General features: G+C 59.3%; 11 protein-coding genes. 2 read left to right on the forward strand and 9 right to left on the reverse strand.

Annotation, left to right across the window (positions count from 1 at the left end; all coding sequences use genetic code 11):
* Positions 1 to 34 precede the first annotated feature (34 nt).
* Entirely contained in the window at positions 35 to 1,213 is a 1,179-nt protein-coding gene (locus B5V02_RS09110) for an NADH:flavin oxidoreductase (protein ID WP_111543903.1), read from the reverse strand.
* A 185-nt stretch (positions 1,214 to 1,398) separates the two neighbouring features.
* On the opposite strand from B5V02_RS09110, the gene B5V02_RS42630 reads away from it, so the two are divergent.
* A complete protein-coding gene (locus B5V02_RS42630; RefSeq protein WP_425374386.1) occupies positions 1,399 to 1,851 on the forward strand; it encodes an RrF2 family transcriptional regulator in 453 nt (150 codons plus the stop codon).
* A 36-nt stretch (positions 1,852 to 1,887) separates the two neighbouring features.
* Here the strand turns inward: B5V02_RS42630 and B5V02_RS09120 are convergent, their stop codons facing one another.
* From B5V02_RS09120 to B5V02_RS09135, 4 genes are all read right to left on the reverse strand, one after another.
* Positions 1,888 to 2,856, reverse strand: coding sequence for an amidohydrolase family protein (locus tag B5V02_RS09120; RefSeq protein ID WP_146606034.1), 969 nt, complete (start codon positions 2,854 to 2,856; stop codon positions 1,888 to 1,890).
* A gap of 126 nt (positions 2,857 to 2,982) precedes the next feature.
* Positions 2,983 to 4,482 carry an aldehyde dehydrogenase family protein gene (locus B5V02_RS09125; protein WP_111543906.1) on the reverse strand — a complete coding sequence of 500 codons (1,500 nt, stop codon included), beginning with the start codon at positions 4,480 to 4,482 and terminating at the stop codon, positions 2,983 to 2,985.
* 74 nt (positions 4,483 to 4,556) lie between these two features.
* Positions 4,557 to 5,297, reverse strand: a complete 741-nt coding sequence (locus tag B5V02_RS09130; RefSeq protein WP_111543907.1) for an SDR family NAD(P)-dependent oxidoreductase — start codon at positions 5,295 to 5,297, stop codon at positions 4,557 to 4,559.
* A 56-nt stretch (positions 5,298 to 5,353) separates the two neighbouring features.
* Positions 5,354 to 6,547, reverse strand: coding sequence for an oxidoreductase (locus B5V02_RS09135; RefSeq protein ID WP_111543908.1), 1,194 nt, complete (start codon positions 6,545 to 6,547; stop codon positions 5,354 to 5,356).
* A 355-nt stretch (positions 6,548 to 6,902) separates the two neighbouring features.
* Between B5V02_RS09135 and B5V02_RS09140 the strand changes: the two genes are divergently transcribed.
* Positions 6,903 to 7,361, forward strand: a complete 459-nt coding sequence (locus B5V02_RS09140) for an Rrf2 family transcriptional regulator (RefSeq protein WP_111543980.1) — start codon at positions 6,903 to 6,905, stop codon at positions 7,359 to 7,361.
* A 53-nt stretch (positions 7,362 to 7,414) separates the two neighbouring features.
* On the opposite strand, the gene B5V02_RS09145 is transcribed toward B5V02_RS09140, so the two are convergent.
* The 4 genes from B5V02_RS09145 to B5V02_RS09165 form a co-directional block, all read right to left on the reverse strand.
* A complete protein-coding gene (locus B5V02_RS09145) occupies positions 7,415 to 8,680 on the reverse strand; it encodes a cytochrome P450 (RefSeq protein ID WP_111543909.1) in 1,266 nt (421 codons plus the stop codon).
* Between the two features lie 215 nt (positions 8,681 to 8,895).
* A complete protein-coding gene (locus tag B5V02_RS09150; RefSeq protein ID WP_208647062.1) occupies positions 8,896 to 10,188 on the reverse strand; it encodes an MFS transporter in 1,293 nt (430 codons plus the stop codon).
* 230 nt (positions 10,189 to 10,418) lie between these two features.
* On the reverse strand, positions 10,419 to 12,224 hold the full coding sequence (locus tag B5V02_RS09155) for a thiamine pyrophosphate-binding protein (protein ID WP_111543910.1): 1,806 nt from the start codon (positions 12,222 to 12,224) through the stop codon (positions 10,419 to 10,421).
* 533 nt (positions 12,225 to 12,757) lie between these two features.
* Positions 12,758 to 13,171: a limonene-1,2-epoxide hydrolase family protein gene (locus B5V02_RS09165; RefSeq protein WP_111543912.1), complete on the reverse strand. Its 414-nt coding sequence runs from the start codon at positions 13,169 to 13,171 to the stop codon at positions 12,758 to 12,760.

Consider the following 13,171-nt stretch of genomic DNA (forward strand, 5'->3'; position numbering starts at 1 on the left):
ATCCTATTTGTTTTTTTAAGATTGCTTTGCGTATCTATTCAAGCGAATGCAGCATGCTGATTGTGTAGGCACGCAGTTGCTTACCTTCGCGAATTCTGCTGGCCCAATCCGGATTGGCGATCATCGCGCGACCGACCGCGACCAAGTCGAAATCGCCTCGCTCCAGGCTCTTGTAGAGTGGGGCGAGATTGTCCTCGGGGGTACTGCCCTTGCCCTCCATCATTTCCATCATGGAGTTATTCAGGGTCAGCGAACCCACCGTTATGGTCGGCTTACCGGTCAGCTTTTTGGTCCAGCCGGCCAGGTTCATATCTGTGCCAAACTCACCTTCCCAGTAGCGGCGCTGGGAGACATGGAATGCATCAACCCCCGCCTCGGCCAGAGGCGTAACGATGGCGTTCCATTCCTCAGGTGTGGTTGCAAGCTTCGCTTTGTAGTCCTGCTGCTTCCACGTTGAGATGCGCAGCACTATGGGGAAGTCGGGACCGACTCGGCGACGGATTTCGCGGATGACATCCACGCCAAACTGGCTGCGTCCGGCCACTCCACCACCGCCATAGCGGTCGTTGCGGACATTGGTCTTGTCCCACAGGAATTGGTCGATCAGATAGCCATGCGCGCCATGCACCTCCAGGCCATCGAACCCGATACGTTGAGCAGCTTCGGCCGCGATGCCATAGGCTTCTATGATTTCTTCAATTTCCGTTTGCGTTGCCGGCTCACGGACTTTCTCGAGGGGGAGGCCATTTCCACCGATAATCCCGGAGGGTCCCAGTCGCTTCGTATCGTTGGGGTCGCCGTCAAAGAATCCTTCCGCGCCTTCGAGCACTGGTTTGCGAACCAACCCGACGTGCCAGAGTTGAGGAAATATCTTGCCACCAGCCGCATGGACTTCTTCGACAACATGCTTCCATCCGGCCAGGGCATCATCACCGTAGAAGCGCGGGGCGTTTTCATCATGCCCTGCACTCCAATGGGGAATGAAGGTCCCTTCAGTGACAATAAGACCGACCCCTCCCTCGGCGCGACGACGGTAATATGCGGCGACGTTTTTACCGGGGACACCTTTGGGAGACATGGCTCGCGTCATCGGAGCCATGACGATCCGGTTCTTGAGTTCCAGCGTACCAATCTTCACCGGCTGGAAGAGCATATCCTTCGCCTTGGACCGATCATGCCGCTCTAACGTGATGGTTGTCGTTTGCTCGCTCATATTTTATCCTTTTGCCGGACTGGGTACGAAAGCGCGCCAGCGTCGGCGATTCCTCTTCGTAAATGCATCATTCAATGTTACATTATGGTTTCGGATAATGCAATCGTAATAATTGCATTATGGCGCGCTAACGAGAAATTCAAGGCAAGTCTATGATTGATGTACGTTTTTCGACCGCCGTTCAGATGGTGCTGAGCATCGCGCTCGCCGAGCACGATGGCTTTCGCTGTACGAGCCAGACGCTTGCGGACGGACTTGGCGCAAATCCAAGTTTTGTCCGGACGTTGATGGTGCCGCTCAATCGTGACGGCCTTCTCCTTTCGACGAAGGGCAAAGGCGGCGGGATTCGCCTCGGCAGGCCATCCGACAAGATCACGTTGCGCGACATCTATTGTGCCGTGACCGAGGACAAAAAGCTCTTTGTAGCGCGCCCGGATGTCCCCGCGCGGTGCAGGATTAGCGCGAACATCGGAGATTTCTTCCAGATAATCACTCAGGATGCCGAGGGCGCCGTCCTCCACTCGCTTGAAAATCGAACCGTAGCCGACAGCCTCAAGAAAATTTTGCAAATTGATCGAAGACGACAGGCCAAACTCTCGTCGGGCGCTCCCGCGAAGCTTATACGGACCGCCACCTGACGCCATGTCCGATCTGCACCAGCTTTCCGGTGCGGCTCAGACCGTTCCCTTGAGCTTCAACAGGCGATCGGCATTGCCGTGCGCGATCTTTGCACGATCGGAAGGCGAGACCGGCATGGCGTCAAAAAACACCCTCCCTTGCTCGGTTTGGCTGAAAGGATAGTCGATGCTGAACATGATGCGGTCAGCCCCGAATGTGGCCAGGGCCAGTTGCAGCGGCGGCGTCGTGAACATGCCGCTTGTCGTGATGTAGACCCGCTCGACAATCGTCTCGCTAATCGGCCGTTGCAGTCCGCCATGACCTATCAGAATGTCGTCGGCGCGCCCGAGCATAAAGGGCAACATCTCGCCCATATGACCGACGATGACGGTGAGCTTGGGATGTCGCTCGAAAACGCCGGTCAGCACCAAGCGCAGGATGTGAATCGCGGTTTCCGAATGCCAGCCGAACGCGCCGGAGGCGAGCAGGGCCCCCGCTGGTCCGGGAAGTCCATCATAGTAGACATCATAGACCGCCTTCGGGGGCACGTTGGGATGAATGTAGATCGGAACCTCCAGGGCCGCGGCCCGCTCGAGAACGGAGTCGAACCGAGGATCATCGAGGAAGCGGCCTTGAGTCGGACCGTTGATCATCGCGCCGCTGAATCCCAGCTCGCCAACCGCCCGCTCCAGTTCATCCGCGGCCGCTTGGGGCTCGCGCATAGGCAGATGGGCGAAGCCACCAAGCCGTTGCGGGTGCCGCCGTATCGCGGCGCCGAGCGCGTTGTTAATGTCGAGCGCGAGTTGGATGCCGTCCTTCCCATCAAGAAGATCGGCTCCCGGCATGGAGGCAGAAACCACCTGGAAGGTGACGCCATGTTCGTCCATCTCCCCGATGCGTCCGTCGTCCAGATCGGCCAGCCTTGCTTTCCGCGCCGGGGAAAAGCCTGGATTGGTTGTCAAGTCGAAATGGTTCTCGATGAGCGAGGGAACCATGAAATGCTCTTCAAGCGCGACAATCCGCACGGTCTTCGCTCCCAACGCAGACAACGTCCGCTTCTCTTTCGGTTTGACGTCAAAGTCCCGCGAGCTGACCGCGGCGCGCGGCCGGAATTGCCGGCCAAGCGCCGCAGAGACCAGTCTCGGCTGGACTTAGAACCTGATGCCGACCGCCTTGGTCTCTGTGTAAGCCTCCACGCCCGCTCGGCCGAGTTCCTGGCCGATGCCGGACTGTTTGAAGCCGCCGAAAGATAGGACGCCCAAGTCGCCGCCATTGACTTCGAGGATGCCGGCGTCGATCGTCCGCACCAGCCGATTTGCATGGCCGATGTCGCGCGTCCAGACCGAGGCCGCGAGCCCGTAGTCGGTGTCATTGGCGAGGCCGGCAAGCTTGTCGAGATCGTTGTCGGAGAAGGTGGCGACACAAAGCACCGGTCCAAAGATCTCCTCACGCACGACGGTCATATCGGGACGGGTATTGGCCAGCAGGGTCGGCTCAATGAAATAGCCCGGGCCTTCGATCGCCCGCCCGCCGGTCACGAGCTTAGCGCCTTCGCGTTGGCCTGCGGCGATGTAGCCGAGCACGCGATTGCGCTGAGACTGCGAGATGAGAGGCCCCATCTCCGTATCGAGCGCCAGTGGCGCGCCAATCCTCAAGCGCTTGGCGCGCGCCTCGAAGCCCTCCACGACGGAGTCGTAGACTTTCTCGTGGACAAACACGCGCGTGTAGGCGGCACAGAACTGGCCGGTCTTGAAAAAGATCCCCGACGAGATTGCATTGGTCGCAGCGTCGAGATCGGCATCTGGGAAAACGAAGACGGGCGATTTGCCGCCCAGTTCGAGCGTGACGCGCTTCAGCGTTCCGGCGGCATCGACCAGGAGCGACTTGCCAGTATCAGTGGAGCCAGTGAAGGCAATCTTGGCAACATGCGGATGCTTGGCGAGCGCACGGCCGGCGACCGGGCCATCCCCGGTGACGACATTGAAGACGCCGGGCGGAAGATCGGCCTCGACCGTCAGTTCGGCGAGGCGCAGCGCCGTCAAAGGCGCCAAGCCGGCGGGCTTGAGCACCATTGTGCAGCCAGCCGCCAGCGCGGGCCCGATCTTGAACATTGCCAGCAGGAAGGGCGCGTTCCAGGGGGTGATCGCTCCAACCACGCCGAGCGGCTGCCTGATCGAATAGGATATCGATCCAGGCTGGCTGTCGCTCATTGGCACCTCGCCGCCGACCTTGTCGGCCCATCCCGCGCTGTGGCGCAGAATGTCGATGGCGCGAGCAATGTCGCCATAGCGGGTGTGGCTGACTGGATTTCCGCCGTCGATCGATTCCAGCGTGGCCAACTCGTCGACATTGCGTTCGATGGCATCCGCGAGCGCCAAGAGCTTGCGGGTGCGTTCGCGCGCCGGCATCGAGCCCCAAGCGCCGTTGAAGGCTCTCTGCGCGGCGCGTACCGCCCGGTCGATGTCCTCGGCGTTGCCCGAGGCGATCGAGGTCAGGACCTCTCCGGACGCCGGCTCGATCACGTCAGTGCGTCCCTTGCCAAGCGCGTCGACCCACTGGCCGTCAATGAAGAGATTATGCTTTCGCCTGATGAAGTCGGAGCGCAGACGGGTTTCGTGCTCCGCGAACGGATTGCTTATTGAAGTGTCCATTGAATCGATCCTTTTCAAAGATGGAGATGCTGCGGTCCCAGGCGACAATCTCGACACCGGACAGGCCGCAAGCCTCAGGAGATCTTGTACTGGCCGCCGTCGACGACGAGCGCCTGGCCGGTCATGAAGCGAGCATCATCGCTGGTCAGGAAGAGGATTGGACCGGCAATGTCGGCGGGCTCGGCGAAGCGCTTGATGGCCTGCCCCTCCCAGATGTTCTTCTTGAACTCCTCCGGCACGCCGCTGGTGCCGGGGGTGTTGGTGAGCGCCGGAAGGATGGCATTGACCGTAATGCCGTCAGCGGCGACATCATTGGCCAGACCGCGCACAAAGCCGATCACGCCCATCTTCGCCGCCATGTAGTGGCTCAACCCCGTGATAGGCAGGCCGATCGAGTTCGACGACAGATTGACGAAGCGCCCCCACTTTTTCTTGCGCATCCGGGGGACAAAGTGCTTGGCGCTGTAGAAATGCGAATCGAGATTCACCGCGAAGGTGCGGCGCCAAGCCTCCAAATCAAGCTCGTCGATCGTGATGTTCGGATAGATCCCGGCATTGTTGACGACGATATCGGCTTCGCCGAGTTGCTTGTCGACGGTCGCCGCCAGCTCCGCCCAACCGCTGTCGACTGAGATATCGGCCTGAATCGCGATCGCGCCGTTGCCAATCAATTCGGCCGTCTCGACCGGCTTTCTGAGATCGACGAGCGCGAGCTTGGCGCCGCGCGCGGCGAGTTGAAGTGAAATCTCCCGTCCGATGCCCTGGGCAGCGCCCGTGACGATGGCGATCCGGCCTTCATGTGTCCTGTTTGCCATGAGAATCCGTTCTCCCTTGCTGCTGTTAAAAGTCTTTGTGCCTTCTCACCGGCGCCTCACGCGCCCTTGGTGGAGGCGGCCTTTGCCTCTTCGGCAATATCGCCGAGATCGGCGAACTCGAACTGGCGGATGAGATCGTAGCGACCGTCGCGGACCTTCCTGACCCACTCCGGATCGGCGATGTTGCTTCGGCCGACGGCGATCAGATCGAATTCCTTCGCTGCGAAACGTTCGGCCAAAGCACCGAAGTTGATCTCCGCAGGTCCGTCATTGTCCTTGCCGGAGAAAGTCTCGACCATATCGACCGTGAGGCCAACGCCGCCGACCGCGATGACGGGTCTATCAGTGACCTTGCGTGCCCAACCGGCCAGGCTCAGGTCCGAGTCCGCCCACTCTGGCTGTCCGAAACGCCGATTGGAAGCATGGAACAGATCCGCGCCGGCCTCCCTGAATGCCGTCAGCATTGTTGCAAGTTCATCGGGCGTCTCAGCCGACCGAGCGTTGTAGTCGGTCAGCTTCCACTGTGAGAAGCGGACCGAAATCACGAAGTCAGGTCCAACAGCCTCTCGCACCGCCTGTATGACTTCAGCAGGGAAGCGAACCCGCTCCTCCATGGAGGCACCGCCATAGCGGTCTTCGCGGATGTTCGTGCCCGCCCACAGGAACTCATCAAGGAAATAGCCATGGCAAGCGTGGATCTCCACGCCGTCCGCGCCAATATCCTCCGCGATCAAAGCGGAACGCACAAAGGCGTCCTTGATGGCCTGCAGTTCGTCAAGCGTTGCGGGACGTCCAACGACCGTCCCCGGCTTCGAAAGCCCTGACGGGCTGAGGATCGGCGCGTCGGCAAAATAGTCGCCCTCAGCCGCTCCAAGCAGCGCGCCTTCATGGCCGATCTGAGCGAAGAAGCGCCCGCCCGCCTGGTGGATTGCACTAACGCTCTTGGCCCAGCCGGCTGCGGTATCAGGAGCCAGCCGCCCATATTTCCGTGTCCGGCCCGCCGATGGGTGATCGACCGCGACGCACTCGCTGATGATCAACTGCACCCCACCGCGGACACGAGCGGTATAGTAGGCGGCGAGACGCTCGCCCGGATGTCCATCGACACACCAGCCCCGCTGCATGCCCGGCATCACGAAGCGATTGGTGAGGCTGAGCCCCCTTACCGACAACGGATGAAAGAGCGCCGACAGGTCGATGTCCTGGGTGTTCCGGTCGAAGTCTGGGGAGATGTTTTCGGCAAGCGACATGAGAAGTCCTCTCAGTTTTGAGGCGGAGCCCAGCGGTTCGAAGCCTTGGGATCCAACGGAAAATCAAAATGCAATTCCTACTAACACATTTAGCTCCTTAAAGGCAATAGTCATAATTTCATTAAGGTCATGGTCTCCAAAGCCGGTAGAAATCTTCTGAGAAAGAACGGCTCAGCGGTGGGCGTGCGTCGGCTCTAAAGACATGGCAGGACGCGGATCACACAGCCGAGCGATGAGTCACTTGCAAAAGCAATAGTTATTGATACATTTCTCCCTACTAAATGCAAGTATGATGATGGCATTAACACCACGCCGCATAACGGTGCGGGAACAGGGAACTTGCGGGGACGACACCATGATTGATTTGCGTTTTCCGACTGCGCTCCAGATCGTGCTTGGCATTCAAATCGCTGAAGAGGACGGCGTGCGCTGCACCAGCCAGAAGCTCGCCGATTCGCTGGGCGTCACTGCGAGCTTCGTGAGAAGGCTACTTGTTCCGTTGACCCGCGACGGCATCGTGGAATCGTCGTTGGGAAAACGTGGTGGAGTCCGCATGGCGCGTTCGCCAAAAAATATCACCCTTCGCGATATCTACTGCTGTGTCACTGACGATAAACGGCTCTTGACCGCTCGCCCGGACATTCCGTGCCAGTGCGTGGCCAGCGCGAACATCGGCGAGTTCTTCGAGGGCGTCGCCAGTGAGGCGGAAGCCCTGGTGCTTGATATGCTCGCGCGACGCACGGTGGCGGACAGCGTCACTGAAATCCGTAAGCTCGAACAGATGAGGATCGGGCGAGCCAGTGCCGTCAACTGAGGCAACGACACTGGCAGCGCCCTGATCGCACAGACCACCACAGCGCCAGCTGGCTAGGCGTCCCACTGCACCCTTAAGCTTTTCAGCGATGGCACGATTATGCTTTCGGTGTAGCGGAGCGCCTCGTGATTTGGTGCCAAGCGCAAGTTCGGAAGCCTCTCCAGCAGCACCTCGAGCGCTTTCATCATCTCGAGCCGCGCCAGAGGTGCACCCACACAGGCGCGATTGAAGCCGCCGAACGAGACGTGCTTTTGCGCGTTCGCCCGCTCCATATCGAATGTCTCCGGGTGCTCAAACAGGCTCGCGTCACGATTTGCCGATCCCAGGTGCACATAGATCTTTGCGCCCTGAGGGATTGCAACGCCGCTCAACTCAACGTCGCGCATGACGGTGCGGATCACACCGCGAATCGGCAACCGTAGTCGCAGCACTTCTTCGATCATGGGCGCGCGCAACTCAGGATGCTCGCGCAGCTTCTGGAACTGGTCCGGATGGGTGAGCAGCATATAGACCATCTGGGCAATGGAATTCGCCGTTGTGTCGGTGCCAGCGGCGACCATGCCGATCATATTGGTTACGATCTGACGGTCGGTGATCGCTCCTCCGGCCTGCTGGACCTCGATCAGCTTGGAGATCAGATCGTGCTGGGGGTCGGCCCGTCGTGCCTCGAGCAGATCATATGCCCATTGTTCAAAGTCGATAAACCCCATCCAGCAGGCTTCAGCGCGCTCTGGCGAGAGCTTGTCGGATCCGGTAAGTTCAAACCAGTTCTCGGCCCATTCGTTAAACCGTTCGGTCTCCTCGTCGGCCGCGCCGATCAGGTGGGCAACGGTGCTGACCGTGGTTGGCCACGTGAAATTGGCGACCAGGTCCGTCTCCCCATCTTTGACGAAGCGATCGACCAAGCCGTTCAGCTTTGTTTCAAGCCAAGTGTCCATGCCCGGCAACGCCTTGTGGAAGACGCTCATCACCAAGCGCTTCACCGGGAGATGCTCCGGCGGATCCATCACATTCAAGCTGCCATCGACGGGAATCGACCAGTCTTCTCCAACCCGGTCGATGACAGCCTGGCTCTTGGGCGAAAGCGACTGGTGGTTGTTGCCGTTGGAGTAGGTCGCCAAGTCCTTGTATATGGCGAGCACGTCGTCGCGACGCGTCACGACCCACAAATCGTACTTCTCCATATAGAAAACGGGCTGCTCCTCGCGCGCCTTCGCCAAAATGGGAAAGGGGTCCGCCACCTGCCCGGGAGCAAGCGGATCGAACGCGTCGAAATGCGGGCAGCCGCTTGGCTTTACTCCAGTCGGAACTGTATTCATTCTATTCTCTCCCTAACGTCCCGCAATGCCAGAATTCGCGGGTATCTTTCTATCGGTCGAAGCGCGAACCAGCGAAGGCGCTACAAACGGCCGCTTCCGTTTTGCAAATTTCATACACAGCAAGAGACTGTTTCAACCGCCACAACTGATTGTCGGCTAAAACATTATTTTGAAAGATTATATTGATCATCACTCATCATATCGACTAACGTTATCTAATCTATCGATAACTTTTTATGATCGCCGACACGTCTTGCGAGAACAGCGGGAGCTGTTTCCCGCAGGAATAGTCCGCATGATGCGACAAGCAGTGACAACGCGACCAAAATCCATAACGCTGCGGTCAAACCGAAGCTGTCCGCGGCCGCGCCGGCGATCATGGGCGTGAAGACGCCGCCAATGAACTCTCCCACGCCCATCGCCAAACCAAGTACCGTCGCGAGATGAAGTGGGCTCACCGATTCTGAGGGCACGGTCGCCATCACAATCGGGAATACCCCAGTGATCACCGCGCCCAAGGCGAACAAGACGAACAGATGCCATAACGTGCCATCGGCGAAGAGAACCCCGAGCGGAAGGAGCGCCCCTAGGGCCGCCATGGCCACGATGACTGGCTTGCGACCAGCGACATCGGAACCACCAGGCACGAGAACTGAGTAGAGCATCGATGCAAGCCCGAACGTCGCCATGAGCCAGCTCATCGTCGTCTGATCGATCGTCTGATCACTCAACAGCACCAGCGGCATGAAGGCGCCGAAGACCATTATGAACCCGACAAGAAACACTGACATCATCATGCACAGGAGCACGTTTCGGTCCGAGAGCATCTCCAGCAACGCGCCCGTCTTGCGCGTCTTGCGACCGTTTGAAGGCGCGCTGGGCGGGTCCTTGACCAGCAGTATCAACAGGCCGGCCATCACCAGCCCGGGTAAGCCGGCCAGGAAGAAAGCATTCCGCCATCCAAAAGAGAGCGAAACCGCCACAAGGATCAGCGGAGCGAAAAAATTGCCCAGCAGATTCGATCCGAAGTTCTGCATCACGCCCATCGCCAGGCCGCGGCGCAGCGGATCGACCTCCTGCACGATCAGAGCTTGGCTAATCGGCATCACTCCGCCCTCCGCAACTCCCATAAGCAGGCGCGCCGCAAGCAAGGCAAAAAAAGATCCCGCCAAACCTGACAAGAAGGAGGTGCAGGAAAAGCAAAGCGTGCACATCACAAGGATGAGTTTGCGCTTGCCCAGCGCGTCCGAAACTCTGCCGACGAGGAGACAAGAGAGCGCCCAACTCAGTGAAAGCGCGGACGTAAACGCTCCCACTTCCGTGTTACTCAGCTGTAACTCGGGTTTGATGAACGGCATGAGGAAGCTCAGCGCATTGCGGTCGAAGAATACGACGCCGAAATTCAGACTCAACAGGCCTGCCAGCATCCACTGATAACGCACGGTCGGGCGTGCGGCTTCGGTCATCATGATGGCATCGCCATGGGATATTGATGATTGGGTGGTCACGGCAGTCTCCTGCGATGTGCCGTCGCCGCCAGCCGGCATTGCGCGAGCCTGAACACGCGGATGGTGACTTCCGCATGCCAGCCCAAACAGCCGAGCCGAGGAGCGCGCCGGTTGTGCCCGGCAAGCGGTCGTCGTAAATGTCAAACAGCTACGCCGACAAACCGTTCACGGCTTTGAAGTTTCTCATTCAGAGCGGTGACCCCGCCACAACAGCGACGGGGTCAGGCTGATCAATTAGGCCAGCTTCCCTCGAGCGGCGGTGACATATGCCGCTCGACACCTTGTTCGGGCTTGCGATCCGTAAGGATCGGGATAACGTCGCGGAAGGCGCGCTTGATGCGGGTCTCGGGGTCGGTCCAGACGTCGATGATATAGCTGCCTTCGGCAGCAAGCGCGCGCTCAATGGCCGGACCGATGTCGGCTGCGTCGGTCACCTTCTCGCCATCGACGCCCTGGGCCTTCGCCAGCGCCACGAGATCGACATCCTTCGGCATGTCGACCCAGGGATTTTGAATGCCCCACAATGTCATACCCTGACGGTTTGCGTACAGGCAGTGATTGTTGTCGATAATGACGATGACCTTGATCTTGCGCTCCGCCAAGGTGGAGAGTTCCATGGCATCGTAATAGAAGCCGCCATCGCCATGATAGCAGACCACGGTCTTCTCCGGATCCGCGAGCTTCGCACCAGCGGCGATTGACAATCCGGCGCCCAGGGATTGATACCGGCCGCCAACGATCATCGGCGTCGATTCCGAGTACTGGAAGGCACGATAGAGCATATAAGCCTGGCCTCCGGAATCGCCGACGACGATTGTGCCCTTTGGAAGAATGTCCGACATCTTCTTCAGCACATGGTACTGATTGATCGGATTGCCGCCCTCTGCACTCAGGCGACCGAGATACTCCCGCCATTCCTGTTGGCTCTGGGCCACGTCCTTGCGCCGTGCGGTCGCGGTCGCTTCATCGGTAAGCGGCGGATTGAGCTGAGCAACCGCGTCGGTTAGCTGCTCAAGGACCACCTTGGCGTCGCCCACAACGCCGAGCGACGGTTGGAATATCTTGCCCAGCTGATTGGGGTCGATGTCAATCTGGACGATCTCCGCTGGTTTGGCGAGGTTCCAAGCGCCGGTCGTCATTTGCGAGAAACTGGTGCCGATTGTGATCCACAGATCGGCTTCTTGTGCGATCGTATTCGCTCCGACCCAGCCGAACGATCCCATTACGCCAGCATAGAGCGGATGGGAGTCGGCAAGAAGGCCGCGCCCTCCCCAGGAGGTGGAAACGACCGGAATGTTGGCTGCCTCGGCGAATTCGCGCAACTGTTCGGCGCCGAGCGCATGCTGTACGCCAGCACCTGCCAGAATGATCGGTCGCTTGGCCTTGCGGATCGCCTGGATAATCTTGTCGATCGTCGCCGCACTTGCAGCAGGCGGTTCGGGAAGGGTCAGCGGCTCGACGGCACATGTTGTGTTGTCGACGAGGACCTGAAACGCGAAATCGAGCACGGCCGAACCCGGCCGCCCGGTGCTCGCGGCAATGACCGCCTGGCGGATCGAAAGGGGTGCGTCGTCGGCGACCACCAGCTTGCGCGCATATTTCGCCAGCGGCTTCATCGCATGAAACACCTCGGTCGAATCTTGCAGGCCTTCGCGCAAGTCCAGAGCGCTGTCGAGGCTCACATAGCTCAGGATTAGCGGCGTGCTGTCCGTCTTTGCCGCCAGCGCAGCAGCGCTGGCGTGAAGAATCCCCACGCAATGGAACAGACAAGCCGACGCCGCCCGGCCCTTGATGCGGTTGAAGCCGTAGGACATCCAGGCGCCGGCGATCTCGGTGCGGGCGTTCATGTTTTTCATGCCGGTGGTGGCGATCTCGTGGATCAGGCTCCCGGTACCACCACCGCTATAGCCGAATACATATTCTATGCCGCTTGCATGCATCGCCTCGACGATCGCTGCTGCGCCACTGCGACTCTTGTTGCCGCCCTTGGTCGTATCATCAGTACCGACACGTTCCGCTTCCAGGAAGTCAGCCATGTTCTCTCCACCCACGTGTTTGCTGCTGTCATCAAAGGGAGCGTTGAGTCGGTTTGACCGAACCTCCCTGATTGACCGGAGGAGACACCTGGGTATCAGTCGTGTCCATTAATTGAATCTTATGGGCCAATCACATGTAGTTTTCGGTGATATTTGGTGATGCTGTGCAAGCGGCTAGCGATACCAAGAATCATTGGGTTTGGCCGACTTGCGCCCGCTCTCGCATTCCGGTTGTCGTGGTGGTTTCGGACACGGCGATGAGTTCTTGCCAGCCTTGCATGCGACATCGACGATGGGGGCGCAGCTATCGAAGACGCAATTCGAGAGGCTGTGGTGGCGTCTATATTGCGAGACGCTATCGACCGGGGTTCAACTCCGGCGTCCGCTGTGGCAGGAGGCGCTCCATGACGACGCGCTTCAAGTCAACGCGCCGTTATCGACCCTGGCGCTTCTCCACAGCGGACGTGATGAGCAACTTGGCGCGAAGAAGCTGAAGGGAGGATCAGGGCCATAACGGCGCCTGGCTTACCAACTTACCGAGCATTCCCGGCCGCCCGCGGTTCTGCAGACTTGATCGTGGCAAGTTGCCGCTCGAAGGTTGCCAAGTCGAAGTAGTCGCGCCACTCGCTGATCAGGCCGTCGCGAATTCGGAAGACACCCATGATCGGCACCGTTACCCGGTTCCCGTTCGGGTCGATGAATGAGTCGATGCGCTCGGTCATCACGATATCGCCCTGCTCGGCTATATGGACGAGTTCCCATTCGGCCTTCATCGTCGTGCCCACCCCGAAAGCCTCGGCGAACGCGCGCGCGGCACTGCGACCGTGGATCGGCTCCATTGGAATGTTATGATAGGCGATATCCTCGCTCATGAACGAATGGATGCGATCAACATCGTTCTCGTTCCATGCATCGAGAAATGCCTCAATAATTAGCCTCGGACTCAT

It is taken from the genome of Mesorhizobium kowhaii (assembly GCF_003253745.1).
Lineage (GTDB): Bacteria > Pseudomonadota > Alphaproteobacteria > Rhizobiales > Rhizobiaceae > Mesorhizobium > Mesorhizobium kowhaii.

Coding starts and splice junctions, on each gene's coding strand:
- B5V02_RS09130 (WP_111543907.1), bottom strand. CDS start 5,297: ATGGCAAACAGGACACATGAAGGCCGGATCGCCATCGTCACGGGCGCT.
- B5V02_RS09145 (WP_111543909.1), bottom strand. CDS start 8,680: ATGAATACAGTTCCGACTGGAGTAAAGCCAAGCGGCTGCCCGCATTTC.
- B5V02_RS09135 (WP_111543908.1), bottom strand. CDS start 6,547: ATGTCGCTTGCCGAAAACATCTCCCCAGACTTCGACCGGAACACCCAG.
- B5V02_RS42630 (WP_425374386.1), top strand. CDS start 1,399: ATGGTGCTGAGCATCGCGCTCGCCGAGCACGATGGCTTTCGCTGTACG.
- B5V02_RS09155 (WP_111543910.1), bottom strand. CDS start 12,224: ATGGCTGACTTCCTGGAAGCGGAACGTGTCGGTACTGATGATACGACC.
- B5V02_RS09125 (WP_111543906.1), bottom strand. CDS start 4,482: ATGGACACTTCAATAAGCAATCCGTTCGCGGAGCACGAAACCCGTCTG.
- B5V02_RS09140 (WP_111543980.1), top strand. CDS start 6,903: ATGATTGATTTGCGTTTTCCGACTGCGCTCCAGATCGTGCTTGGCATT.
- B5V02_RS09165 (WP_111543912.1), bottom strand. CDS start 13,171: ATGAGTCCGAGGCTAATTATTGAGGCATTTCTCGATGCATGGAACGAG.
- B5V02_RS09110 (WP_111543903.1), bottom strand. CDS start 1,213: ATGAGCGAGCAAACGACAACCATCACGTTAGAGCGGCATGATCGGTCC.